The sequence below is a fragment of the Streptomyces sp. NPDC038280 genome, assembly GCF_055600045.1.
Map to the genome: position 1 here is coordinate 342,703 of NZ_JBVJYZ010000003.1, position 23,385 is coordinate 366,087.

23 protein-coding genes and 3 tRNA genes are annotated in these 23,385 nt (G+C 71.3%); 20 read left to right on the plus strand and 6 right to left on the minus strand.

What is annotated here, in order from left to right:
- The first annotated feature begins 34 nt into the window (after positions 1-34).
- From ACZ7J0_RS09880 to ACZ7J0_RS09925, 10 genes are all read left to right on the plus strand, one after another.
- Positions 35-868 (plus strand): SDR family NAD(P)-dependent oxidoreductase, encoded by an 834-nt coding sequence (locus ACZ7J0_RS09880; protein ID WP_470885719.1) that lies wholly within the window; start codon positions 35-37, stop codon positions 866-868.
- A 62-nt stretch (positions 869-930) separates the two neighbouring features.
- Positions 931-1,003: transfer RNA gene (locus ACZ7J0_RS09885), tRNA-Ala, on the plus strand.
- 15 nt (positions 1,004-1,018) lie between these two features.
- Positions 1,019-1,090 (plus strand) — tRNA-Glu (locus ACZ7J0_RS09890).
- A gap of 34 nt (positions 1,091-1,124) precedes the next feature.
- Entirely contained in the window at positions 1,125-2,483 is a 1,359-nt protein-coding gene (locus tag ACZ7J0_RS09895; protein WP_470886046.1) for an SDR family NAD(P)-dependent oxidoreductase, read from the plus strand.
- Complete coding sequence (locus ACZ7J0_RS09900; protein ID WP_470885721.1) at positions 2,477-3,754, plus strand: leucine-rich repeat domain-containing protein; 1,278 nt, start codon at positions 2,477-2,479, stop codon at positions 3,752-3,754. The genes ACZ7J0_RS09895 and ACZ7J0_RS09900 overlap by 7 nt, the downstream gene beginning before the upstream one ends.
- A gap of 13 nt (positions 3,755-3,767) precedes the next feature.
- Positions 3,768-3,843 (plus strand) — tRNA-Trp (locus tag ACZ7J0_RS09905).
- Between the two features lie 188 nt (positions 3,844-4,031).
- Positions 4,032-4,781 (plus strand): amino acid ABC transporter ATP-binding protein, encoded by a 750-nt coding sequence (locus ACZ7J0_RS09910; RefSeq protein ID WP_468707741.1) that lies wholly within the window; start codon positions 4,032-4,034, stop codon positions 4,779-4,781.
- A 130-nt stretch (positions 4,782-4,911) separates the two neighbouring features.
- Positions 4,912-5,745 carry a glutamate ABC transporter substrate-binding protein gene (locus tag ACZ7J0_RS09915; RefSeq protein WP_470885723.1) on the plus strand — a complete coding sequence of 278 codons (834 nt, stop codon included), beginning with the start codon at positions 4,912-4,914 and terminating at the stop codon, positions 5,743-5,745.
- 78 nt (positions 5,746-5,823) lie between these two features.
- Complete coding sequence (locus tag ACZ7J0_RS09920; RefSeq protein WP_470885725.1) at positions 5,824-6,489, plus strand: amino acid ABC transporter permease; 666 nt, start codon at positions 5,824-5,826, stop codon at positions 6,487-6,489.
- Positions 6,486-7,391 carry an amino acid ABC transporter permease gene (locus tag ACZ7J0_RS09925; RefSeq protein WP_470885727.1) on the plus strand — a complete coding sequence of 302 codons (906 nt, stop codon included), beginning with the start codon at positions 6,486-6,488 and terminating at the stop codon, positions 7,389-7,391. Before ACZ7J0_RS09920 ends, ACZ7J0_RS09925 begins: the two co-directional genes overlap by 4 nt.
- A gap of 19 nt (positions 7,392-7,410) precedes the next feature.
- Here the strand turns inward: ACZ7J0_RS09925 and ACZ7J0_RS09930 are convergent, their stop codons facing one another.
- Both ACZ7J0_RS09930 and ACZ7J0_RS09935 read right to left on the minus strand, forming a co-directional pair.
- Positions 7,411-8,685 (minus strand): acyl-CoA dehydrogenase family protein, encoded by a 1,275-nt coding sequence (locus ACZ7J0_RS09930; protein ID WP_470885729.1) that lies wholly within the window; start codon positions 8,683-8,685, stop codon positions 7,411-7,413.
- A gap of 157 nt (positions 8,686-8,842) precedes the next feature.
- Positions 8,843-9,301: an RrF2 family transcriptional regulator gene (locus ACZ7J0_RS09935; protein WP_470885731.1), complete on the minus strand. Its 459-nt coding sequence runs from the start codon at positions 9,299-9,301 to the stop codon at positions 8,843-8,845.
- Between the two features lie 494 nt (positions 9,302-9,795).
- Between ACZ7J0_RS09935 and ACZ7J0_RS09940 the strand changes: the two genes are divergently transcribed.
- Entirely contained in the window at positions 9,796-10,467 is a 672-nt protein-coding gene (locus tag ACZ7J0_RS09940; protein WP_470885733.1) for a transcriptional regulator, read from the plus strand.
- A 57-nt stretch (positions 10,468-10,524) separates the two neighbouring features.
- Here ACZ7J0_RS09940 and ACZ7J0_RS09945 read toward each other — a convergent pair whose 3' ends face one another.
- From ACZ7J0_RS09945 to ACZ7J0_RS09960, 4 genes are all read right to left on the minus strand, one after another.
- On the minus strand, positions 10,525-11,991 hold the full coding sequence (locus ACZ7J0_RS09945) for a nucleobase:cation symporter-2 family protein (protein WP_470885735.1): 1,467 nt from the start codon (positions 11,989-11,991) through the stop codon (positions 10,525-10,527).
- Positions 11,992-12,294: 303 nt separating this feature from the next.
- Positions 12,295-13,209: a glutaminase gene (locus tag ACZ7J0_RS09950; protein ID WP_470885737.1), complete on the minus strand. Its 915-nt coding sequence runs from the start codon at positions 13,207-13,209 to the stop codon at positions 12,295-12,297.
- A 14-nt stretch (positions 13,210-13,223) separates the two neighbouring features.
- Entirely contained in the window at positions 13,224-14,645 is a 1,422-nt protein-coding gene (gene aspA / locus ACZ7J0_RS09955) for an aspartate ammonia-lyase (RefSeq protein WP_470885739.1), read from the minus strand.
- Positions 14,646-14,717: 72 nt separating this feature from the next.
- Positions 14,718-15,776, minus strand: a complete 1,059-nt coding sequence (locus ACZ7J0_RS09960; protein ID WP_470885741.1) for an asparaginase — start codon at positions 15,774-15,776, stop codon at positions 14,718-14,720.
- A gap of 190 nt (positions 15,777-15,966) precedes the next feature.
- Between ACZ7J0_RS09960 and ACZ7J0_RS09965 the strand changes: the two genes are divergently transcribed.
- The 9 genes from ACZ7J0_RS09965 (at position 15,967) to ACZ7J0_RS10005 (ending at position 23,338) form a co-directional block, all read left to right on the plus strand.
- Positions 15,967-16,422 (plus strand): Lrp/AsnC family transcriptional regulator, encoded by a 456-nt coding sequence (locus ACZ7J0_RS09965; protein ID WP_470885743.1) that lies wholly within the window; start codon positions 15,967-15,969, stop codon positions 16,420-16,422.
- A 102-nt stretch (positions 16,423-16,524) separates the two neighbouring features.
- On the plus strand, positions 16,525-16,923 hold the full coding sequence (locus ACZ7J0_RS09970) for a TOBE domain-containing protein (protein ID WP_470885745.1): 399 nt from the start codon (positions 16,525-16,527) through the stop codon (positions 16,921-16,923).
- 111 nt (positions 16,924-17,034) lie between these two features.
- The gene (gene modA / locus ACZ7J0_RS09975) at positions 17,035-17,850 is read left to right on the plus strand and encodes a molybdate ABC transporter substrate-binding protein (protein WP_470885747.1); all 816 of its coding nucleotides are present in this window, start codon (positions 17,035-17,037) and stop codon (positions 17,848-17,850) included.
- Between the two features lie 196 nt (positions 17,851-18,046).
- On the plus strand, positions 18,047-20,008 hold the full coding sequence (locus tag ACZ7J0_RS09980; RefSeq protein ID WP_470885749.1) for an ABC transporter permease: 1,962 nt from the start codon (positions 18,047-18,049) through the stop codon (positions 20,006-20,008).
- A 711-nt stretch (positions 20,009-20,719) separates the two neighbouring features.
- Positions 20,720-21,676: a non-homologous end-joining DNA ligase gene (gene ligD, locus ACZ7J0_RS09985; protein ID WP_470885751.1), complete on the plus strand. Its 957-nt coding sequence runs from the start codon at positions 20,720-20,722 to the stop codon at positions 21,674-21,676.
- Positions 21,677-21,752: 76 nt separating this feature from the next.
- A complete protein-coding gene (locus tag ACZ7J0_RS09990) occupies positions 21,753-21,941 on the plus strand; it encodes a DUF6381 family protein (protein WP_468707758.1) in 189 nt (62 codons plus the stop codon).
- A 160-nt stretch (positions 21,942-22,101) separates the two neighbouring features.
- Positions 22,102-22,359 (plus strand): DUF5133 domain-containing protein, encoded by a 258-nt coding sequence (locus ACZ7J0_RS09995; RefSeq protein WP_468707938.1) that lies wholly within the window; start codon positions 22,102-22,104, stop codon positions 22,357-22,359.
- Positions 22,360-22,468: 109 nt separating this feature from the next.
- Positions 22,469-22,867: an STAS domain-containing protein gene (locus ACZ7J0_RS10000; RefSeq protein WP_470885753.1), complete on the plus strand. Its 399-nt coding sequence runs from the start codon at positions 22,469-22,471 to the stop codon at positions 22,865-22,867.
- 12 nt (positions 22,868-22,879) lie between these two features.
- On the plus strand, positions 22,880-23,338 hold the full coding sequence (locus ACZ7J0_RS10005; RefSeq protein WP_470885755.1) for an ATP-binding protein: 459 nt from the start codon (positions 22,880-22,882) through the stop codon (positions 23,336-23,338).
- The last annotated feature ends 47 nt before the right edge of the window (positions 23,339-23,385 follow it).

Here is a 23,385-nt window from a genome sequence, read left to right on the forward strand (position 1 = left end):
CTCGACGGCACGCGAGGGTGAAGGACCAACAGCCATGAAGGATCAGCGAGTTCTCCTTGTCACGGGCGGGGGAACGGGCATCGGAGCGGCCACCGCCCGGCTCCTGCGGAAGACCGGACACCAGGTCGTCGTCTCGGGGCGCCGGGAGGAACCGCTGCGGCGCCTCGCCGAGGAGACCGGGGCGCTGGCCCACACCTCCGACATCGGCGACCCCGACGCCGTGCGCGACCTGGTGGACACGGCCGTGACCGCGTACGGCCGGCTGGACGGTGTCGTCCTCAACGCCGGCGTGGGGCGCGGCGGAGGCGTGGGGGAGATGGCGCTCGAGGACTGGGAGCTGGTGATGCGGACCAATCTCACCGGCCCCTTCCATCTCCTTCGTGCCGCGCTCCCGCACCTCCTGGAGGCCCGAGGGTCCGTCGTCGCCGTCGCCTCCGTGTCCGCCCTGCGCAATGGCGTCGGCAACGCCGCCTACGCGACGTCGAAGGCCGCTCTGCTCCAGCTGTGCCGCTCCCTCGCCGTCGACTACGGCGGCCGGGGCCTGCGCGCGAACACCGTGTGTCCCAGCTGGATCCGTACAGAGATGGCCGATCGGCGCATGGCGCGCTTCGCCGAGGAGGCGGGACTCGGGGACGCCGGCGTGGAGCGCGGCGGCCTCGACGCCGCGTACCAGGAGGCGACGCGGCTGATTCCGCAGGGCCGGCCGGGCGAGCCGCACGAAGTGGCCGAGGCCATCGCCTGGCTGCTGTCGCCCGCCGCGTCCTTCGTCAACGGCGCGGTGCTCACGGTCGACGGGGGCGTGACGGCACTGGATCCCGGGACGGTCGCGTTCGACTTCCAGCTGGAACCGCGGAGCGCCCCCTCCTGAACTCCCCCGGTGAAAAAGGCCACGGGACGCACCGTTGCGGTCCGATAAGATCACCGCAATGCCCGGACGTAGCGCAGAGGCAGGCGCACCGCCATGGCATGGCGGGGGACGCCGGTTCGAATCCGGCCGTCCGGGCAGTTCGGGGGGCGAGGTCCCGTAGCGCAGAGGCAGGCGCGCCGCCTTCTCAGGGCGGGTACGCCGGTTCGAATCCGGCCGGGACCACGGCGCGGAGCGACGGGACGGGGCAGTGGAGCACATCAGCGAGGAAGAGCTCGCGGCCTTCGACCGCACGGTCGGCAAGCTGCGCGCGCTGCCCGTCGACGACCCGAGACGGCTGCGCGCCGAGCGCGTCGCCGGATCCTTCGCCCGCGACGGGCGGCTGCGGCGGCGCAGGACCCGCAACGACACCCGCGCCAGGGCGGACGCGGCCGTGGTGGCGGCCACCGCCACCGGGGCGCTCACCCGGCGCGAGGACGCGCCGCTGGCCGAGGCCGGCCGCGGCGGGGTCTACGAACGTCCCAGACGCTGCTATGTCTGCAAGACGTTCTATCGACAGGCCGACCCCTTCTACCACCTGCTCTGCCCCGCCTGCGCCGCCGACAACACCGCGCGGCGGAGCATGACCACAGACCTCTCGGGCCGTCGCGCGCTCCTCACCGGTGGCCGGGTGAAGATCGGCTTCCAGCTGGCGCTGATGATGCTCAGGGACGGCGTGGAACTCCTCGTCACGAGCCGTTTCCCGCACGACACCCTCAACCGCTTCCGGGCCCAGCCCGGCAGCGAGAAGTGGATCGACCGGCTGACCGTCGTCGCCGTGGACCTGCGTGACCCGAGGCAGGTACTGGGGCTGTGCGAACGGCTCCGCGAGGAGGGCGAGCCGCTGGACATCCTCGTCAACAACGCCGCCCAGACGGTCCGCCGCCCGCCCGAGTCCTACGCCCTGCTCGCCGCCGCTGAGCGTGCCGCGCTCCCCGCACAGGCCTGGAGCGCCCCCGGCTACGCACCGATGCGGGCCCTGGCCGGCTCCGCCGCCGGGGGAGCCCTCGCACTCGTGCTGACCGGTCCCGGAGCGGGGGCAGGAGCCGAGGTCGCGCCCGGCGTCGACGAGGCGGGACTGCTGCCCGACACCGCGCCCGTCAACTCCTGGTCGGCGCGGATCGGCGAGCTGGACCCGGCCGAGCTCCTGGAGACCCAACTCGTCAACGCGCTCGCCCCGGCCCTCCTCGTCGACCGGCTCCTGCCGCTGCTGCTCGCCTCACCCCGAGCCCACCGGTACATCGTGAACGTGACCGCGGTGGAGGGCCGGTTCGAGGTACGGCACAAGATGGCGGGCCACCCCCACACCAACATGGCGAAGGCCGCCCTCAACATGCTCACCCGCACCAGCGGTCCCGAACTGGCCGCCCACGGTGTGCACATGTGCAGCGTCGACACCGGCTGGATCACCGACGAGAACCCGCTGCCCAAGAAGGAACGGATCGCCGAGCAGGGGTTCCGTACCCCGTTGGACATCATTGACGGCGCGGCCCGGGTGTACGACCCCATCGTCCGGGGCGAGGCCGGAGACCCCCTGGCGGGCGTCTTCCTCAAGGATTACAGGGAAGCGGCATGGTGAGGGAACCGCACGCCGCGGCGGGCTCCGAACGGGCGTCCGCCGAGGGCCCGGGCGACGCCCCCGACGCGCCGTTCGCGGGAGTACCGCCCGTCCTGCCGCGCTCGATCGCCGAACTCGCGCCCCTCATCGCCTGGTTGCGAGACGGCCGGGAAGCGCGTCGGCGGCTGGACTTCCCCTCCGGGACCGCGATGCCCGACGGGCGGCTCGATCTGTGCAAGCAGGCGCTCGGCCCCGAGGGCGCCACGCTGATCGCCGACGCCCTGCGGGACAGCGCCGCGCGCGGCGAGGGCGCGCGGGGCGGCGCCTCTCCCGTACGGCATCTTCTGCTCGGCACCGACGGACTGGGCGACGAGGGCGCCGCCGCCGTCGCCCGCAGGACGGTGGACGCCGGCGTGGAGACGCTCTACCTGGGCTGCAACGGCATCACCGCCGGCGGTGCCTGCAGGATCGCCGACAATCTGCGGGCCTCCCAGCACGTCGTCACCGGAGTGTGGCTCAAGCGCAATCCGCTCGGGACGGGCGCCGGCCGGGCCGCCGCCGATCTCATCGGGGCCGCCTCCTCCCTGCGCACCCTCGATCTCGTCCAGACCGGGCTCGACCCGGCCGGACTCGTCGTTCTCGCCGAAGCGCTGCTGACCGCGGCCGCCGCCGGCCGCCGCATGGAGCGGGTCTTCGTCGGAGGCAACCCGCTCGGCCCCGCAGGTGCCGCTCCGCTGGCCGCGCTGCTCGCCGCCGGCGCCGTCGGCGAGCTGTACGCGCCGGCCGCCGGGCTCGGGGACAGGGGAGCTCTGCTGCTGGCCGACGCCCTGGAGCGGGCGCCGCACGGCGGTACGGCCCGGCTCTCCGTGGCCAGCAACGGCATCGGGCCCCGGGCCGCCGCCCGGCTGGTGGCCGCCGCGGCGGGCGCGGGCGTGGAACTGCTGGACCTGGGCCGGGTCCGGGCCGCCCGTACCCTCGGCGCCGACGACAACCGCCTGGACCTCGACGCGACCGGGGCCATCGGGGCGGCACTCGCGGAGCACGACCACCGGCTCACCCATCTGGTGCTCGCCCACACGGGGATGGGCAGCCGTGAGGCCCACCTCCTTCTGGACGCGGCGCCACGCGCCACCACCCCCACCCGTTTCATCCTCGGCAAGGGGATCGCGACGAGCGTCCGCCGCAGGCTGGACGCTTTCAGCGCGCGGCTGCCGATGCCCGCGGTGGCCGCCGACGTCGCCGCCGTACACAGTGTCCACCGCACGGCCCCGCCGGAGAACCGGCGGCATTAGGATCACGGCAAGGGCGGGGTCGTAGCGCAGAGGCAGACGCGCCGGTCTCCAAAACCGGAACACGCTGGTTCGATTCCAGCCGCCCCGCCCCCTTCTGCCCGCGCCACTCTCATCGGCGCCTCCCTTCTTTCCGTCCCCTCCTGGCGGCTCCTCCTCACGGCCCCCCTCGTGTCGGCAGACCACCCGTCGGCGCCGGCTCGGCGTGCGACCCGCCCGGCCAGGACGGACGATGAACTCGACGAGGACGAGTGGAGCCGCAGAGATCCAGGAAGGTGCCATGCCGGGCACGGACGACGCACTGGTCGTGCTGAAGAACGTCGACAAACACTTCGGCGCGCTCCATGTGCTGCAGGCCATCGATCTGACCATCGGCCGGGGCGAGGTCGTCGTCGTCATCGGCCCCTCGGGCTCGGGCAAGTCGACGTTGTGCCGCGCCATCAACCGCCTGGAGTCCATCGACTCGGGCGAGATCGTCATCGACGGCAAGCCGCTCCCGGCCGAGGGCAGGGAGCTGGCCGGCCTGCGGGCCGACGTCGGCATGGTCTTCCAGTCCTTCAACCTGTTCGCCCACAAGACCGTGCTGCAGAACGTGACGCTGGGACAGATCAAGGTCCGTAAGAAGGACAAGAAGGCCGCCGAGGAACGGGCCCGCGCACTTCTGGAGCGGGTGGGTGTCGCCTCCCAGGCGGACAAGTACCCCGCGCAGCTCTCCGGCGGCCAGCAGCAGCGCGTGGCGATCGCCCGGGCCCTGGCCATGGAACCGAAGGTGATGCTGTTCGACGAGCCGACCTCGGCACTCGACCCCGAGATGATCAACGAGGTCCTGGAGGTCATGCAGCAGCTCGCCCGCGACGGCATGACGATGGTCGTCGTCACGCACGAGATGGGCTTCGCCCGTTCGGCCGCGAACCGGGTGGTGTTCATGGCGGACGGCAGGATCGTGGAGGAGACCACACCCGACGAGTTCTTCAGCAACCCGCGCAGCGACCGGGCCAAGGACTTCCTGTCGAAGATCCTTCACCACTGAGCCCCCTCGGCCCACTGTGCCCCCCTCGGCCCAACGAGCCCCACTGAGTACAGCTGAGTCCCACGACGAGAAGCACCGCCCGACGAGACACCCCCCACTCCCCCCACGGAAATCCTCAGGGATGATCACCATGAACCCACGCAAGGCAGCCGCCGCGGCCGCCACCCTGCTCGCGCTGTCCCTGGCCGCCACCGCCTGCGGGTCCGACGACAGCGGTGGCTCGGCAAGTGATACCGACAAGGTCACCATCGGTATCAAGTTCGATCAGCCCGGCATCGGTCTGAAGACGCCGGACGGCAAGTACACGGGCTTCGACGTCGACGTGGCGACCTACATCGCCAAGGAACTCGGCCACAAGCCCGGCGACATCGTCTGGAAGGAAGCCAAGAGCGCTGACCGCGAGACGCTGCTCCAGCGCGGCGACGTCGACTTCATCGCGGCGTCCTACTCGATCAACCCGGAGCGGCAGAAGAAGGTCGACTTCGCCGGCCCCTACCTCCTGGCACACCAGGACGTACTGATCCGCGCGGACGACAACTCCATCACCAAGCCCTCCGACCTGAACAACAAGAAGCTGTGCTCGGTCACCGGGTCCACCTCCGCGCAGAACGTCAAGACGAAGCTCGCCCCCAAGGCGCAGCTGCAGGAGTACGGCGGCTACTCCGAGTGCCTGACCGGTCTGGAGAACAAGGTCATCGACGCCGTGACCACCGACGACTCGATCCTCGCGGGGTACGCCGCGCAGGAGCAGTTCAAGGGGAAGTTCAAGCTCGGCGGCTTCAAGATGAGCAACGAGAACTACGGCATCGGAGTCCAGAAGGGCAGCGACCTCAAGGGCAAGATCAACACCGCCCTGACGAAGATGGTCGACGACGGCTCCTGGGACGCGTACGTGAAGAAGAACTTCGGCCCGGCCAACTACAAGAACGAGCCCGCGCCCAAGATCGGCGTCATCGTCAGCTGACACGGGTGTCCGAGCGGCGCGCCGCCCACTCGGGGCGGCGCCCCGCCCTGTCGCCCACCCGCGGAAATGAGGGAGATCGTGTTCGACTTCCTTGAGGGGTACGACCTGCTGGGGGCCTTCTGGGTGACGGTGCAGCTCACCGTCTTCTCCGCCATCGGGGCCCTCATCTGGGGGACCCTTCTGGCCGCGATGCGTGTCAGCCCCGTCCCCCTGATGCGCGGCTTCGGCACGGCGTACGTGAACGTGGTCCGCAACATCCCCCTGACGGTGATCATCGTCTTCACCTCCCTGGGACTGTTCCAGACGCTCGGCGTGAGCCTCGGTGCCAAGAACTTCACCACCGTCAACTTCCGGCTCGCCGTGCTCGGCATGATCGCCTACACGGCGGCGTTCGTCTGCGAGGCCCTGCGCTCGGGCATCAACACCGTCCCGGTCGGCCAGACGGAGGCCGCGCGCGCCATCGGCCTGAGCTTCCCCCAGGTGCTGGCCCTCATCGTCCTGCCCCAGGCCTTCCGTTCCGTGGTGGGACCGTTGGCGAACGTGCTCATCGCGCTCACCAAGAACACCACGGTGGCCGCGGCGATCGGCGTCGCCGAGGCGGCGGCCCTCATGCGCGAGATGATCGAGAACGAAGCACAGCTGATCCTCATCTCCGCCATCTTCGCGGTCGGCTTCATCTGCCTCACCCTGCCCACCGGCCTGATCCTCGGCTGGGTGAGCAAGAAGGTGGCGGTGAAGCGATGAGCACGGTCCTCTACGACGTCCCCGGCCCCCGTGCCCGGCGGCGCAACGTCCTGTTCACCGTAGTCTTCCTGGTCGCGCTCGCCGCCCTGATCTGGTGGGTCGCGGTGAGCCTCGCCGACAAGAACCAGCTCGAATGGTCCAAGTGGGCGCCGTTCTTCACCGACACACGCACCTGGACCACCTACATCCTCCCGGCGCTGAAGAACACCCTCATCGGCGCAGCCCTCGCCATGGTCATCGCCCTGCCCCTGGGCGCGCTGTTCGGTATCGCCCGGCTGTCCGACCACTGGTGGGTGCGGGGCGTGGCCGGCGTCGTCGTGGAGTTCTTCCGCGCCATCCCCGTACTGATCCTGATGCTCTTCGCCAACGCGGCCTACTCCGAGTTCACCGATGTCAGCCCCGACAACCGGCCGCTCTACGCGGTGGTCACCGGTCTCGTCCTCTACAACGCCTCCGTCCTGGCCGAGGTGGTGCGCGCCGGAATCCTGTCCCTGCCGCGGGGCCAGACCGACGCGGCCAAGGCGATCGGCATGCGCAAGGGCCAGACCATGTCCTATGTGCTGCTGCCGCAGTCGGTCACCGCCATGCTGCCGGCGCTGGTCAGCCAGCTGGTCGTCATCGTGAAGGACACCGCGCTCGGCGGCGCGATGCTCGGATTCTCCGAACTCCTCGCGTCCGTACGTCCCATGAGCGCGAACTACGGCGCCAACACCATCGCCAGCTTCACCGTCGTCGCCGTGATCTTCGTGGTGCTGAACTTCGCGCTCACCACCTTCGCGAGTTGGCTGGAGCGCAGACTGCGGCGCGGCAAGAAGTCGACCGGCGCCGTGGTCGGGGTCGACGCGGTGGAGGAGCTCGCCACGCCGGGCGAGCACGTCGGACCGGCGGACGGAAAGAAGTAGCCCCGGCGCCCGCGCGGGCTCAGGAGCGCCGCGTCAGGCGTGGATGCGTGCCGTTCAGATAGTGCGCGCCGATGTCCCGCAGCCGGTGGGCCGCCGAGCTACGGGCCGTCAGCACCCGCGCGTTGCGCCAGAAACGGTCGAAGCCCGCGCCGCCGACATGGGCGGCGTCCGTCCCGTCGGTGAGCTCGAGGATCCGGGTCGTGATCCGTACGGCGGACCAGCTGGTGACCGCCTCGGCGGCGGCGACCAGGACGGCGATGTCGGACCGCTCGTCGACGCCCAGGGTGTCCGCCGCGAGCAGCCCCCGCGCCAGGGCATCCGTCGCCCGGCCGACCACGGCCGCCGCCGTGTGCGCGGCCGTCGCCAGCTCCCCGTAGGCGAGCAGGAGATAGGGGTCCGCGCTCGGCCGCTCGCCGTACTCGCCGTTCCTTCCGTCCTCGCGCAGCTGTGCCGCCTGCGCGGCGCGGCTGGTGTCCCGGGCCTCGGCCAGGGCTCCTTCGGCGATTCCGAGAGCGACATGGACCAGGATGAGGCGGAGCGCGAGCGGGGCCAGTGCGCTGAACGGCGCGATCGCGTGCTCGTCGCGGGGCACCGTGCCGAGTATGTCGTCCCTGCCGACCGGGACGCTGTCGAATACGACCACGCCCGCCCCGGTCAGCCGCTGGCCGACGCGGTCGTCCAGCGGACAGGCGGTCACGCCGGGATGCGCCGGATCCACCAGCGCGATCAGCACGTCACCGGTGTCCACGCAGCGCGCGCCCACGACCAGGCGGTCGGCGACGGTCACCCCGGCGGCGAAGGAGCGGCTCCCGGTGAGCACATGGCCCCCGCCCTCGGTGGCGAGCGTGAGATCGGGCTCCACGTCGGACTCGGGGGGCTCGATCCCTCCCGCCAGCAGCCACTGCTCCTCGGCGGCCCGCCGCTCGAACCGCGCGGCGTCCCCGGCCGCTCCGAAGAGGCGGGCGCTCCAGGACAGTACGTGGTGGCGGCCGAGGAGTTCGCCGACGGAGCCGTCGGCTTCGGCGATCTCCTTCACCACGGCGCACGCGGTGCGCCAGTCGGTGCCGTCGCGGTCCGCGAAGGGCGGGGTCAGCAACGCCGGCAGGCCCGCCTCCCGGAGCCGGGCGACCTCGTCGAACGGGGGCTTGCCCGCCCGGTCGCGGGCCGTCGCGTCGACCGCGAGGTCGTCCGCGAGTTCGCGGGTGACGCGGGACCAGATCTCGGCGTCGGCGGTGCGCTCGGCATCGACTGATGTGGCGGACGTCGCGGAACGCCGCGGCATGGTGTCGGTCACCGTCCAGTCGCCTCCTTTGAATCCTAGTTTCCCCACTGAATTAGTAGGAATACTGTCAGGCCGGAGTCCCTTGCTCCAAGGGGGTGTTCACCAGGTGGACGCCGGCGTGGACAGGAGAGCGTCCGCGGCCAGGTGCCGTGCGGCCGCCGGAGCCCGCTCAGGGGTTCGTCCACGCCTCCGAGTCCTCGGCAAGCGCCGTGACTCCTTCGGGCAGCGAGGCCGAGGCGACGTCGGCCAGCGTGACGCCTTCCAGGACCTGCCGGACATTGGCCCGCAGCGCGATCCACAGCGGCAGCAGCGACTCGGCGGGCCCCGTGTACGACAACTCCGGAGGGCGGACCCCCCGTACGGACACGAGCGGACCGTCCACGACCCGGACGACATCGGCAATGGTGATCTCGTCCGCGGGCTTCGCCAGCCAGTAGCCGCCGTTGCCGCCGCGCTGACTGCGCACCAGCCGGCCGCGGCGCAGGTCGTTGAGGATCCCTTCGAGTAACTTGTGGGAGATCCCCTCGGACTCAGCGATGGCCTCAGCCTTGACCGGACCGGCGCCCTGGGCGGCCGCGAGTCGCAGCGCGGCACGCACCGCGTAATCGGCCCTGGCTGAAATGCGCATGGGAGGCAGTATCGCGCACCGGGCACGCACCCCTGGCCCCGCCGCTTCCGGCGTCACGCCTTTCTCCGCACCCCGCCGCCCCGCCCCTGCGTGCCCCGGCGCCGCCTGCCCGCACCGCCGCCGTGTGCCCGCACCCAGCACCCCTGGGAGAAGCCCTCGCCGGCTCGCCGCGCACCCCGCCTTCGGCCCCCTCCTCGACGCCAAGGGCATCGCCCGCCGGCACCACCCCGGGCTGCCGGGGAGTCGAGGCGGCCGGGGCGGCGCTGCCGCTCGTCGACTGGGACGCCTGCCGCCCCGACCGCCGATGATGCCTTCGGATCAAAGGGACGTTGACACTTACACCAACTGAACATCTGTTAATGTGCCCGCTCCTGGATGTTCATCCACCAATCCGTCTCCCTCGGGCGCTGTGCGGCCGAGGGGTGCTGCGAGGTGTCTTGTACGTGTACAGCACTCCGTTCTCCCCGGCAGAAGCCAGGTCAGCGCGAGCCCGCATGGGCTTGAGCACGGCCCAGGTCGCCCACTCCATGGCGGCGTGCGGCGCACCGGTCCACCCCGACCTGGTCGCCGCCTGGGAGCAGGGCTCCCATGTGCCGACGGAGCAGCAACTCTTCTCCCTCGCCGATGTCCTGTGGTGCGACGCGACCACCCTGATGGGCGTCGAGCCGCGCACGCTGGCCGAGTACCGGCTGGCACGTCAGCTCAGCGTGGAGCGGCTCGCGTACCGCATCGGCATGGACGCGGGCGAGTACCGCGCGGCCGAAGCCGCGCAGACCTGGCACGGCGACTCGTGGCAGACCAGGGCGCTGGTGGAGGCCCTGGGGCTGTCCCTGCGCAAGCTCATCGGAATCATGGGGCGTGTCGACGAGTTGGCCGGCCATCTGCGCGCGGCCATCGACGGGCGCTGGAAGACGCACGTCGAACCGGTCGCGGAGATCGTCGTCGTCGACGAGACCAGCGTGAGCGACGCGCTGCGCACCATGCACGCGGAGTTCCAGGAGTTCTCCGAGCGGTACATGGGGCACCTGGTCGCCCGCAACGACGACGCGCGGCTCAAGGAGGTCACGGCGGAGCGGGCCGCCTATCTGCGCCGCCTCGTCGACCACTTCTGGGAGCTGATCGGCGAGGTCGGCGAAGCGCCGCCCTCCCACACCGCCCACCCCTGACGCCGTAGGCGAGGGCCGGGAAGGCGCTGAGCCCTTCCCGGCCCTCGGCCATTCCGGTCAGCGGGCGGCGGCACCCGCCTCGGAAGCCGCGGAGCCGTCCTCCTCCAGGTCGTCCCAGTCGATCTCCACCGCGGCTCGCCGGGTGAAGACGTTGAACAGCAGATTCAGCGTGATGGCGGTGAGACCGCCGAGGGTGATCCCGCTGTCCAGCACCGCCCGCACGTCGTCCGGCATCCGGTCGAAGAACGGCTCGACGGCCGTCGGCAGCATCGCGGCGCCGAGACTGACCGCGAGGATCAGCGCGTTGCGCTCCTCGCGCAGATCCACCTTGCCCAGGATCTGGATGCCCACCGCGGCGACCATGCCGAACATCGAGATCGCCGCACCGCCGAGCACCGGATGAGGGATGGCGGCCACCAGGCTGCCCGCCTTCGGCAGCAGCCCCAGCAGGATCATGAAGACACCCGCGGCGACGACCACGAACCGGCTCATCACCCTCGACATCCGCACCAGGCCGATGTTCTCGGCGAAGGCCACATAAGGGAATGAGTTGAGTATTCCGCCCAGAACCGTCGCCGCGCCGTCCGCGCGCAGCGCCCGCGCCACCGTGTCGCTGTCGACTCTCCTGCGGGTGATCTCGCCGATGGCGTACACATCACCGGTGGTCTCGACCATGGTGATCAGCATGACGACGAGCATGGCGATGATGGGAAGCAGCTCGAACTTCGGCATGCCGTAGTGGAACGGCGTGCTGATCCCGAACCAGTCGGCGTCCTTCACCGCGTCGAACCGCGCGTCCCCGAAGAGCCAGGCGACCGCCGTGCCGACGACAAGGCCGAGGAGGACGGCGAGGCTGCTGAGGAAGGGCTTGCCGATCCGCACGACGACCAGGATGAAGAGCAGCGTGCCTCCCGCGTAGGCGAGGTTCTTCGGATCGCCGTACGAGGGACTGCCCATCAGGTGCGCACCACCGGCCGCGTCCTGCAGGGCCACGGGTATCAGCGTCATCCCGATGATGGTGAGCATCGTGCCGATGACGATCGGTGGGAAGTACTTCACGAGCTTGCTGAAGAAGGGCGCCAGCAGGAAGGTGGCGATACCGGCGGTGATCACCGCGCCGTAGACCACGAGCAGACCGGCGGTGCCTCCGCCCGCTCCCAGACCGATGGCGACCATGGGGGAGACGGCGGTGAAGGTGACGCCCTGCACCAGCGGGAGCCTGGCGCCGACCTTCCAGATGCCGAGAGCCTGGATGATCGAGGCGATACCGCAGGTCAGGAGGTCCGCGTTGATGAGATGGACCAGATCCTGATCGGAGAGCCCCAGGGCGTTTCCGAGCAGGATCGGGACGATGACCGCGGCCGCGTAGAACGCGAGGATGTGCTGGAAACCGAAGAGGGCGAGCTGGGGGAGCGGCAGCAGCTCGTCGACCGGGTGGCGCTTGGAGCGTGAGGGCTGCCGGGAGGCTTGCGGGGACGGCTGCTGAGGGTGCTGCCAGGAGGGCTGTCGGGGGACCCGAGTCATCTCTGCCTTGCCTTCGCGAGGTAGGTGAATGAGAGAACGCCGCCGTCCTCGAGTCCCGGATGACAGGACGAGGCTGATCGGCTCATGCGGAGCCGACGTCGGGCGGTGTTGCCGTCACCACGTCGCTCTGTGCTACGGATTGCGCCCCGGATTGACAGGGCGTCCTTCGATCGATACAGCGAAGCCCTGATTGTTCATGGGATCCGAAGGGGGAGTCGATCGGGAGCGCTCACCATAGCCAAACGCCGTGTTTCCTCGCGAGTAACCGGACGGCCGGAAGCCGGAGGGTGGGAAGCCGGGCGGTCAGAAGATGGACAGGCCCGTGAGCGTCGTGAACCGGTCCAGTGCCTCCACCCCGGCCACCGAATTGCCCCGGGCGTCGAGCCCCGGACTCCAGACGCACAGGGTGCACCGGCCGGGCACCACGGCGATGATGCCCCCGCCGACACCGCTCTTGCCGGGCAGACCCACGCGGTACGCGAAGTCCCCCGCGGCGTCGTAGGTGCCGCAGGTCAGCATCACCGCGTTGATCTGCTTCGCCTGGCTGCGGGTGAGCAGCCGCGACCCGTCGGCACGCAGCCCGTGCCGGGCAAGGAAGCCGGTGGCCCGGGCCAGATCGGCGCAGGACGCCTCGATCGAGCACTGGCGGAAGTACTGGGCCAGCAGCACGGGCACCGGGTTGGTGATGTTGCCGTACGAGGCCATGAAGTGCGCCAGCGCCGCGTTGCGGTCACCGTGCGCGGACTCCGAGTGGGCCACCTCCTCGTCGAAGCCGAGCAGGGGGTTGCCCGACTCGGCGCGCAGGAACTCCCGCAGGGCGTCGGCGGCGTTGCCGGTGAGCGCCTGAAGGCGGTCGGTGACGACGAGAGCGCCCGCGTTGATGAAGGGATTGCGTGGAATGCCCCGTTCGTACTCCAGCTGGACCAGGGAGTTGAACGGATTGCCGGAGGGCTCGCGGCCGAGGTGCTCCCACAGGGTCTCGCCCTCCTGGGCGAGCGCGAGGGCGAGCGTGAAGACCTTGGTGATGGACTGCGCGGAGAACGGCCGCTGCCAGTCGCCGATCCCGTAGACCGTGCCGTCGAGCTCCGCCACGGCCATCCCGAAGCGGTGCGGGTCGGCCGAGGCGAGCGCCGGAATGTAGTCGGCAGGCCGCCCCCGGCCCAGCGAGCCGCGGATCTCGTCCTCGATGCGGTCCAGGACCGGTTGGAAGTGATGCATGGCGCAAGCCTGACTCAGGCGGGCAGTGGAGTGTCGCCGCGGGTGCCCGCGACACGTTCCGGTGTGAGCAGCGCGGCGAGCCGGTCGGCCGGCAGAAGGCCCTTCTCCAGGACCAGTTCGGCGACACCGCGGCCGGTGGTGAGGGCCTCCTGGGCGATGGCGGTGGCGGCCGTGTAGCCGATGTGCGGGTTCAGCGCGGTGACGAGGCCGATGGAGTTCTCCACGCTCGCGCGCAGCTCCTCGGTGTTGGCGGTGATGCCGGTGACGCAGCGCTCGGCGAGCGTCAGGCAGGCGGCGCGCAGCGAGGTGATGCTCTTCGCGAGCGAGTGCAGGATGACCGGTTCGAAGGCGTTGAGCTGGAGCTGCCCCGCCTCGGCGGCCATGGTGATGGTGACGTCGTTGCCGATCACCTCGAAGGCGACCTGGTTGACGACTTCCGGGATGACCGGGTTGACCTTGCCCGGCATGATGCTCGAACCGGCCTGTACGGGCGGCAGGTTGATCTCGTTGAACCCGGCGCGCGGCCCCGAGGACAGCAGCCGGAGGTCGTTGCAGCTCTTGGAGAGCTTGACGGCGATGCGCTTCAGCACGCCCGACAGATGGACGAACGCACCGCAGTCCTGGGTGGCCTCCACCAGGTTCGCGGCGGTCACCAGTGGCAGTCCGGTGATCCCGGCGAGATGACGCCGGGCCGTCTCGGCGTAGCGGGGAGGCGCGTTGAGGCCGGTGCCGATGGCGGTCGCGCCCAGATTGATCTCATGGACCAGCTCGACGGCCTCCGCGAGCCGGCTGCGGTCCTCGTCCAGCATCACGGCGTACGCGGAGAACTCCTGGCCCAGCGTCATCGGCACCGCGTCCTGCAACTGCGTACGGCCCATCTTCAGGACGTCCCGGAACTCGACGGCCTTGTCGGCGAACGCCTTCTGCAGCACGGCCATCGCGTCCAGCAGGCCCCGCACGGCGGTGATCGTCGCCAGCTTCACGGCGGTCGGGTAGACGTCATTGGTGGACTGGCTGAGATTGACGTCCTCATTGGGGTGCAGATGCTGGTACTCACCCCTGGCGCGGCCGAGGAGCTCCAGTGCGCGGTTGGCTACCACCTCGTTGGCGTTCATGTTGGTCGACGTTCCGGCGCCGCCCTGGATGACGTCGACGACGAACTGGTCGTGCAGGCGCCCCGCACGGATCTCCTGGCAGGCCGCGACGATGGCCGCAGCCTTGGTGGCGGGCAGCAGCCCCAGTTCCTCGTTGGCCCGGGCCGCGGCCTCCTTGACCGCGGCGAGCGCGTCGATCAGCTGCGGGTAGATGGAGATGGGCGTCCCCGTGATGGGGAAGTTCTCGCGGGCGCGCAGGGAGTGAATGCCCCAGTACGCCTCGGCGGGGACGTCTCGGTCCCCCAGCAGATCGTGTTCGCGGCGCACTGCGGCGGCATTCATGGAGCGGGGTCCTTCAGGCAGGGGGATCGCGTGGTGAAAGGAGGAGAAAGGGGGAGGCGGAGGTGGCGTCGGTCAGGCGGACATGGCGGCGAGCGCGTCGGCGGCGACGCGCTCGGCGCGCTGCCCGAGCAGCCGGCGAAGCACCTCGGTGCGCTCCTGGGGGCCGGAGCCGGTGAGCAGGGCGGCGAGGACGGCGATCCGAGCCTGGCCCGCACGCAGAGTGCCGGTCAGGACCGCACCGGCGGAGACGAGGTCCACGGCCCCGCCGTGGGTGTAGATCTCGGCAACGGGCCCGGCCGGTACGCGGGTGGTGAGCGCGACGAGGACACCCCGGTCGACGGCGGCGGCGACCGCTTCGACGAACTGGGGGGTCGCGTTGCCCGCGCCGGTGGCGACCAGCACGATGCCCTGGGCGCCCGCCTCGACCGCCGCGTTCAGGAGCAGCGGGTCGGCGTCGACGTGGTGCATGACCATGTCGATCCGCGGCAGCCGGGCGGCCTCGGCCGGCGTGGGCAGGTCCAGGGCGGCGGGGCGCTCGGGCCGACGGCGTATGGCGACCTTGCCGAACCCGACCTCGCCGACACGCGGCCCGGAGGGGTCGGCGAAGGCGTCCGCGTCCAGCGTCTGCGTCTTGATCGTGCCGCGCGCAGCGTGCACCTTGCCGTCGAAGACCACCAGGACGCCGAGGTCCCGTACGGTCGCGGCGGTGAGGAGGGCGTCATAGAGGTTGCCCGGCCCGTCGCCGTCCGTCGTGCCGAGCGGGCGCTGGGCGCCGGTGAGGACGACCGGGCGGGTGTCGCGGTGGTAGAGGTCGAGCAGGAAGGCGGATTCCTCGAGGGTGTCCGTGCCGTGCGCGACGACGACGCCGTCGACGGAGGGGTCGGAGAGGACCTCGTGGACGGTCCGGAGCAGCGTCAGCTGCTGGGCGGAGGTCAGCCGCGGGCTGTTGACGCTGAAGAGGTCGACCACGTCCACGGTGATGTCGGCGGGGAGGTCGGCCGTGGCCATGACGTCCCGGCCCGAGGCGTCTGCGGCGAAACCCGTGCCCTGCCAGCGGCTGGCGATCGTCCCGCCCGTGCTGATGACGACGATCCGCCGGGCGTGCCGCTCCGATGCCTGTATCCGCTCCACGTGTCCCTCACAAGAAAAATCGTTCTGTTCAGCGGGTACGCGGTCCGGTGTCGCTCTTGGCCCTGCCGGCCCGCGTTCCCCGACGGCCGCGGATGGCGTCCCGTCTCACACGCAACGATAGGATGATCCACGCGCAATTTGGTTGCCACTATCCGGCGACTTTGTTTCAGGTGTGGTGGATAATTGCGTCATGGATGGCATTGACCGCAGCATCTTGCGCGAGCTTCAGAACGACGGTCGGCTGACCAACCAGGAACTCGCCTTCCGGGTCGGCCTGAGCCCCTCGCCCTGTATGCGCAGGGTGAGGCAGTTGGAACAGGACGGAGTCATCCAGGGGTACCGCGCAGTCGTCGACCCCGACTCCGTGGGACGCGGCTTCGAGGTGCTCGTCTCGATCGAGGTGAAGCGGGACAGGGAGACGGTCGAGGCCTTCGAATCGGCGCTCCAGGACATCCCCGACGTCATCGAGGCGTACCGGCTCTTCGGCAGCCCCGGCTGCCTGCTGCGCATCGCGGTGGCGGACCTCGCCGCGTACGAACGGCTCTGGATCGAACGGCTCACCACACTGCCCGGCGTCTCGGAGGTCAACTCGCAGATCATCATGAAGCGGATCAAGGAACCGGGCGGCCTGCCCGTTGACCGGTGATCGACCGGGCCTTGGGGCTTCCTCCATCCGTCCCCGCAGTTGCTGGCACCATCCGACGAACTTGATTGCACATGAGAGCCTGACGGCCCTAACGTGTCGCATATGCAGTCCTACACCATCGGGCAGGCGGCCCGTCTGCTGGGAGTCAGTCCCGACACGGCGCGCCGCTGGGCGGACGCCGGCCGGGTCGCGACCCATCGCGAGGAAGGCGGCCGCCGTCTGATCGACGGCCGGGATCTGGCCGCCTTCTCGATCGAGGTCGCCCAGAGCGGCGGCCAGGGCGAGGAGGAGTCCTCGTACACCTCCGCCCGCAACGCCTTCCCCGGCATCGTCACCGGCATCAAGCTCGGCGATGTCGCGGCGCAGATCGAGATCCAGGCAGGACCGCACCGGCTCGTCTCCCTCCTCACCCGTGAGGCCGTGGAGGAGCTGGGACTGGAGGTCGGCATGCGGGCCACCGCCCGTGTGAAGTCGACCAGCGTGCACATCGACCGCACTTGACCGCTCCCGCGCACCATCACAGCGGCGTCGCCCGTCACCGGCGCGGCTCTTCACCATCCGCTCGGACCGGCACCCGCAGTCGGCCCACCTTGCCCAAGGAGCACCACCCCGATGTCCCACATGAGACGCCGCACCGCAGCCGCCGTCCTGACGGCCGCGCTCCTCGTCCCCCTCGCCGCCTGCGGCGCGGACAGCGCCGGGAAGACGGAGGACACCCAGAAGAACGACGGCGCCGGGGCGTCGGCCGGCAGCTCCGCGCCTCCGGCGAAGCTGACCGTGCTCGCGGCCTCTTCCCTCACCGACGTCTTCAAGACCGCCGGCGCGGCCTACGAGAAGTCCCACCCGGGCACCACGCTGACGTTCTCCTTCGCCGGCTCGCAGGAGCTGGCCGCCCAGGTCGAGCAGGGTGCCCCCGCCGACGCCCTGGTCACCGCGGACACCAAGACGATGGACGGGCTGAGCGCCGACGTCGGCGCGCCGACGGTCATCGCCAAGAACCGGCTGGTCATCGCCACCGGCAAGGGCAACCCCTTCAAGGTGGACGAGCTCAAGGACCTCGCCGACACCAAGCTGAAGGTGGTCCTGGCCGCACCCGAGGTACCGGTCGGCCGTTACAGCAAGAAGATCCTCGACGCGCAGAAGATCGTCGTGAAGCCGGTCTCCGAGGAGCCGAACGTCCGCGCCGTCCTGAGCAAGGTCGAGCTGGGCGAGGCCGACGCCGGCCTCGTCTACAAGACGGACACCACCAAGGCGGCCGGCAAGGTCGCGGCTGTCGAGATCCCCGACGCCCAGAACGCGGTGGCGTCCTACCCGGCGGCCACGCTCAAGACGTCCAAGAACGCCGACGCCGCGGCAGCGTTCGTCGCCTGGCTCTCCACGCCGGAGGCACAGAAGATCCTCCAGGAGGCCGGCTTCCAGAAGCCGTGACCGCGCGCGTCGCGCAGAGGGGTTGCCCGGCCGGGGGGACCGGGCAGCCCCTCACCCGCAGGACCGCAGGGCCGACCGGCGAATACCCCCGACCCGCGGGGCTTCCGGCCCGGGGACCCGCAGGACCGCCGGCCCGACCGGCGAATACCCCCGACCCGCCGCCCGACTTCCCCAGGCGAACAACCAGGACCATCCGATGAGACGACTCCGCACCCGCGCCCCGGGTCCCCGCACCCCCCTCGCGCTCGCGATCCCCGCCCTGCTCGCCATCGCGTTCCTGCTGCTGCCGCTGATCGGCGTCCTCGTCCGCACCTCCTGGGGCGAGCTGGGCGACCACCTCACGAGTCCCGGCGTCACGGAGGCCCTGCGGCTCTCCCTCGTCGTCTCCTTCTGGGCTCTCGGGCTGTCGCTTCTCCTCGGGGTGCCGCTCGCCTGGCTGCTGGCCCGGGTCGACTTCCCCGGCAAGGCGTTCGTGCGGTCCCTGGTCCTGCTCCCGATGGTGCTGCCACCCACGGTCGGCGGCGTGGCCCTGCTGCTGGGCTTCGGCCGCCGGGGTCTGCTCGGCCCGTTTCTGGAGAGCACCTTCGGCGTCACCCTGCCCTTCCACACATCGGGGGCCGTGGTCGCCGCCACCTTCGTGTCGATGCCGTTCCTCGTGATCAGCCTCGAAGGGGCGCTCGGGGGGCTGCGGCCGCGCTACGAGGAGACCGCCGCCTCGCTCGGGGCCTCTCCGGTACGGGTGTTCCTCACCGTCACCCTGCCGATGGTCGCACCCGGCCTGATCGCCGGAGCGGCCCTCACCTGGGCGCGGGCACTCGGCGAGTTCGGCGCCACCATCACCTTCGCGGGCAACCTCCCCGGCACCACCCAGACCCTTCCTCTCCAGGTGTACCTGCTCCTCCAGGACGAGCCGCAGGCCGCGACCTCCGTCTCCCTGCTGCTGCTCGCCATCGCCATGCTGGTCCTCGTCGCCCTGCGCGGCCGCTGGACCGGGACGCCGGCCGGCCGCTCCCACGCGCCCAAGGCCACGGCGGGCGACCCGGACCCGGCCGAGAACGACGCGAGGGACGCGAAGGACCGGGCGGGCGAGGTGGACGAGGGGGGCGGCCCGGACCCGGCCGAGCGCTGGGGCCTGCACGCCGAGGTCACGGGTTTCAACCGGCTCACCCTGGACGCCGAGCCGGGCACCACCATCGCCGTCGTGGGCCCCAACGGCGCGGGAAAGACCACCCTGTTGCGCGCCCTGCTCGGCCTCACCCCGCGCGCCCACGCCGACCTGCGGCTCGGCGACACCGACGTCGGCGACCTGCCGCCGCACCGCCGCGGCGTCGCCTGGGTGCCGCAGGACGGCGCCCTCTTCCCGCACATGACCGCCCTCGCCAACACCGCGTACGGGTTGCGCGCCCACGGTGTGCCCCGCGCGCGGGCCCGCCGCAGCGCCCAGGACTGGCTCGACCGGCTCGGCGTCGGACCTCTCGCCCACCGCCGTCCGAGCCAGCTCTCCGGCGGTCAGGCCCAGCGCGTCGCGCTCGCCCGGGCCCTCGCGGCCCGTCCCCGGCTGCTGTTGCTCGACGAGCCGCTCGCCGCGCTCGACCAGACCACCCGCGCCCATGTACGGCACACCCTGCGCACGCACCTCGACGGCTTCGGCGGCGTCTGCCTGATCGTCACCCACGACCCGGTCGAGGCGGTCTCGCTGGCGGACCGGGTCCTCGTACTGGACGACGGCCGCGCCCTCCAGGACGCTCCGCCCGCCGAGGTGACCCGCCACCCCCGCTCACCCTGGGTCGCGCGGATGCTCGGCCGCAACGCCTGGCCGGGCACGGCCACCGCCGACGGCCTCCAACTCTCCGGGGGCGGGCTGCTGGTGGCCGCCGATCCGCTGTCGGCCGGCACCGACGCCCTCGCGATCATCGCGCCCGAGGCCGTCTCCGTGCACCGCGACAAGCCCGGGGGGAGTCCTCGTAACGTCTGGCCGGGAACCGTACGGGAGATCACCGTTAGCGGCAGCCGGCTGAGGGTCCTGGTCACTTCCGACCGGGCGCCCGACCTCGTCGCCGAGATCACCCCGCAGGCCGCCGCCGAACTGGGCCTGGTCGACGGCGCCGCCGTCTGGACCAGCGTGAAGGCGACCGAGGTGACGGTCGTGAAGCTCTGACACCGGACTCCTCAACACCGGCCCCACAGGCCCCGCGTCGGCCGGACGAGCCGGTGCACAGTGCCGCCACCGGGGCCGCGTCCGGCGCCCGTCGCACCGGCCGCCGCCGCACCGAAGCGACGGCGCCGCGCCCTGCCGGCGATCGCGGCGGCGGTGGCGCTGGTCGGCGCGGCCTCCCGCTTCCCACGCATAGGGACCGCCCGCCCGGGTACGCGCCAGGCGGAGCAGCCGGGTCGTGCGCCGCCTCGTCGCATGAGTCGCGTCTCCACATGAGCCGTATGACCGTATGAGCCGTACGGCCCGCGTGTGGCAGGCACGCGGCCGCCGACACGGCACGCCAGAAGAGGGAACGGAGGCCGTCACTCGTGAGGTGGCGGCCGAGGACGCGACAGGGGAGCCATGACCGAGCCGGAAGCCACGACCGTGCAGCCGACCGCAGTCCGCCCGCTATGGGAGTCCACCATGGGCACGCCTCCGAACGATCCCGTCCCGCCGAGTCCCACGCCCGCGCCCGGCCCCGGCCCCGGTCCGCAGCCGGGTCCCGTCCCGGGACCTGTGCCCGCGCCGGGCGGGCCCGACCCCGTCCCGCCGGCGCCGCCCCAGCCCGAGCCCGACCCGCCGCCGCCCGCCCCCCGCCCGGATCCGCAGCCCAAGCCCGGCCCCCTGCCGGGACCCCTTCCCGCGCCGGAACCGGCCACCTGAGCGGCGCCGATGACGACCACGAAGGACGTCCTCGCGATCCGGGCGGGGCGGCGCACCGTCGAGATCAAGCGCCCGGACAAGGTGCTCTTTCCCGACGACGGGATCACCAAGGCGGACCTCGCCGACTACTACCGGAGGATCGCCCCGCGGATGCTCCCTCATCTGCGGCAGCGTCCGCTGATGTTGGAACGGCACCCCGACGGCATCGACGGCCCCGCTTTCATGCAGAAGGACGTGTCCGACCACTTTCCCGACTGGATCCACCGCGCCGAACTCCCCAAGGAAGGCGGGACGGTGACCCATGTCCTGTGCGACGACACGGCCACCCTCGTCTACCTGGCCGGTCAGGGGTGCGTGACACCGCACCGCTGGCTCTCGAAGGCGGACCGCCCCGACCACCCCGACCGGCTGGTCTTCGACCTCGACCCGCCCGGCGACAGCCCCGACAAGGACGTTGCCGAGGTGCTGGCGGCCGCCCGGTGGCTCCGTGAACTCCTGGACGAGCTGGACCTGCCGTCGACGGTGATGACCACGGGTTCACGCGGGCTGCACGTCCTTGTGCCGCTGGACCGGCACGCCCCCTTCGACCAGGTCCGCGCCTTCGCCCGGCGCGCCGCGGACGTCCTCGCCGACCGCCACCCCGAGCGGCTCACCACCGAGGCGAGGAAGCAGGCCCGCCGGGGGCGTCTCTACCTCGACGTCCAGCGCAACGGCTATGCCCAGACCGCCGTCGTGCCGTACGCGGTCCGCGCCCGCCCCGGGGCGCCTGTGGCGACCCCGCTGTCCTGGGACGCCCTCGACCACGCGGCAGCGGGCGCGATGAGTGCCGGCATCGGGGACGTCGACCGGCTCCTCGCAGAGGGCCCCTGGAGTGACGCGGTGTCCCGGGGCCGCTCGCTCGCGCCGGCCGTCCGCCGTCTGGAGGCACTGGAAACCCCGCCGAACGGCGGGGATGACGGTCGGTGACGGTTCGAGATGCGAGCGTGACGGAGCCCTGCTTCGCTGAAGAAGTCCCGCTCTTCCCTCGTCACAAGGAGTGACTATGAGCGTCGCAGGTGAGTCCGGCAGCCGTGCCCAGCAGATGCGCGACAAGGCCCAGCAACTGAACGAGGCGGCCGAACGCGCGTCCGACCCCCAGGAGCGTCAGCGACTCCAGGAAAAGGCCCGCAAGCTGCAGGAGCAGAGCGAGCAGAGCGAGAAGGGCGGCCGAAGCGACGAACGCTTCATGTAGCCCCCCGCGCGACGCGTCGCGCGCGTTCGACCGGTGGCCTCCCACGCGACGGCGTGGGAGGCCACCGGCCTGTGTGTCACGCAGCGTGTTCCTACAGCTCGCGGAGGAGCCCGACGCCGGGCAAGATGGGCTGGCTGGCCACATGTGCAGGGAGGACATGATGTTGCTGCCCGACAAGGCCACCGTCGACCGACTGCTCTCCCACTACCGGGCGCAGGAGCGTGCGGTGCTGTCGAACCCCCATGACCCCGCCGTCCGCCGTCGCTTCGAGGACACCGCGTACACGCTGTGCGTACTGATGGGGGAGCGCACGGCGCGCGAGGCGGTGTGGGCGGCCGAACGCTATCTCGGCCGCGGACGCCCGGTCGGGCGGCGGACCTCGCCGTTCGCGCCGGCCAGTCCGCCGTCTTCGCGATAGAACGCTCCGCGTGGGGTACGCGCCCCGCATGAGCATCACTCGGGCGCGTGCCGCGCATCCGGAGGACTGTCACCACGAGCGCACGCATCCCATGAAGGCGGGTGGACCCATGACGTCGGACAGGACCGGGGAGTCGGAGGAACGGGCGACCGCCGGAAGTAGAAGATTCGCGGTCGCGACCCGCCAGGCGTCGAACGTCGCCGTGGTGGCCCTCACCGGCGAGCTGGACCATGACACGGCCGAACCGCTGCGCACTGCCCTGGAGGAGCAGATCGGGACCGCGCCGGAACGGATCGTCGTCGACTGCGCGAACCTGAGCTTCTGCGACTCCACCGGCCTCAACGTCCTGCTCCGGGCGCGCCTGGCGGTCCAGGAGACGGGGGGCCGGCTCGAGCTGGCCGCACTGCGGCCGCCAGTGGCCCGGATGTTCGACATCACAGGCGCGCACGCGGTGTTCCGTGTCCACGCCGATCTTGACGAGGCGCTGGCAGACCAGGCCCCGGGATAGCGGAGAGGCCCCATGGGCGAGAGCGTGACCGGGCGGAGCCAGATTCGTCGGCTGGAACTGTTCGGGACCAGAGGAGTAGTGACCCGCTGCCGGGACTTCACCGCCCAGGCCCTGGCCGACTGGGGGTGGACACCGCCGGTGGACGAGGAGGACGAGCAGCGCGTCGGGGACGTCCTGCTGTTGGTGTCGGAAGTCGTGACCAATGCCTGTCTGCACGCGGGCGGGCCCAGCGAGCTGGTCCTCAGACACGTCGACGGCCACCTGCGCGTCGAGGTCGCCGACGGGAGTTCCGATGCCCCCGTGCCCCGGGCGCCCAGAAATCCGGCGCTGCCGGGCGGCCACGGCTTGATGGTCATGGAGCGGCTCGCCGGGAGTTGGGGCGCGGTGTCACGGGACGAGGGCAAGGTGGTGTGGCTGGAGGTGACGCTGCCCTCGCGCACGGAACGCACGGACGCACCCCGGCCCGCGTGAGAGAGCACCCCACCGCAGTGCTCTCAGGGGTTGCCGGGGGTTGTCGG

Excerpts from the sequence above, each read along its gene's own strand:
- ACZ7J0_RS09915 (WP_470885723.1), top strand. The coding sequence starts at position 4,912 with ATGAACCCACGCAAGGCAGCCGCCGCGGCCGCCACCCTGCTCGCGCTG.
- ACZ7J0_RS09945 (WP_470885735.1), bottom strand. The coding sequence starts at position 11,991 with ATGACTCGGGTCCCCCGACAGCCCTCCTGGCAGCACCCTCAGCAGCCG.
- ligD (WP_470885751.1), top strand. The coding sequence starts at position 20,720 with ATGACGACCACGAAGGACGTCCTCGCGATCCGGGCGGGGCGGCGCACC.
- ACZ7J0_RS09880 (WP_470885719.1), top strand. The coding sequence starts at position 35 with ATGAAGGATCAGCGAGTTCTCCTTGTCACGGGCGGGGGAACGGGCATC.
- ACZ7J0_RS09900 (WP_470885721.1), top strand. The coding sequence starts at position 2,477 with ATGGTGAGGGAACCGCACGCCGCGGCGGGCTCCGAACGGGCGTCCGCC.
- ACZ7J0_RS09935 (WP_470885731.1), bottom strand. The coding sequence starts at position 9,301 with ATGCGCATTTCAGCCAGGGCCGATTACGCGGTGCGTGCCGCGCTGCGA.
- ACZ7J0_RS09910 (WP_468707741.1), top strand. The coding sequence starts at position 4,032 with ATGCCGGGCACGGACGACGCACTGGTCGTGCTGAAGAACGTCGACAAA.
- ACZ7J0_RS09965 (WP_470885743.1), top strand. The coding sequence starts at position 15,967 with ATGGATGGCATTGACCGCAGCATCTTGCGCGAGCTTCAGAACGACGGT.
- ACZ7J0_RS10000 (WP_470885753.1), top strand. The coding sequence starts at position 22,469 with ATGACGTCGGACAGGACCGGGGAGTCGGAGGAACGGGCGACCGCCGGA.
- aspA (WP_470885739.1), bottom strand. The coding sequence starts at position 14,645 with ATGAATGCCGCCGCAGTGCGCCGCGAACACGATCTGCTGGGGGACCGA.
- ACZ7J0_RS10005 (WP_470885755.1), top strand. The coding sequence starts at position 22,880 with ATGGGCGAGAGCGTGACCGGGCGGAGCCAGATTCGTCGGCTGGAACTG.
- ACZ7J0_RS09990 (WP_468707758.1), top strand. The coding sequence starts at position 21,753 with ATGAGCGTCGCAGGTGAGTCCGGCAGCCGTGCCCAGCAGATGCGCGAC.
- ACZ7J0_RS09940 (WP_470885733.1), top strand. The coding sequence starts at position 9,796 with ATGGGCTTGAGCACGGCCCAGGTCGCCCACTCCATGGCGGCGTGCGGC.
- ACZ7J0_RS09995 (WP_468707938.1), top strand. The coding sequence starts at position 22,102 with ATGTTGCTGCCCGACAAGGCCACCGTCGACCGACTGCTCTCCCACTAC.
- ACZ7J0_RS09980 (WP_470885749.1), top strand. The coding sequence starts at position 18,047 with ATGAGACGACTCCGCACCCGCGCCCCGGGTCCCCGCACCCCCCTCGCG.
- ACZ7J0_RS09925 (WP_470885727.1), top strand. The coding sequence starts at position 6,486 with ATGAGCACGGTCCTCTACGACGTCCCCGGCCCCCGTGCCCGGCGGCGC.
- ACZ7J0_RS09970 (WP_470885745.1), top strand. The coding sequence starts at position 16,525 with ATGCAGTCCTACACCATCGGGCAGGCGGCCCGTCTGCTGGGAGTCAGT.
- ACZ7J0_RS09950 (WP_470885737.1), bottom strand. The coding sequence starts at position 13,209 with ATGCATCACTTCCAACCGGTCCTGGACCGCATCGAGGACGAGATCCGC.
- modA (WP_470885747.1), top strand. The coding sequence starts at position 17,035 with ATGTCCCACATGAGACGCCGCACCGCAGCCGCCGTCCTGACGGCCGCG.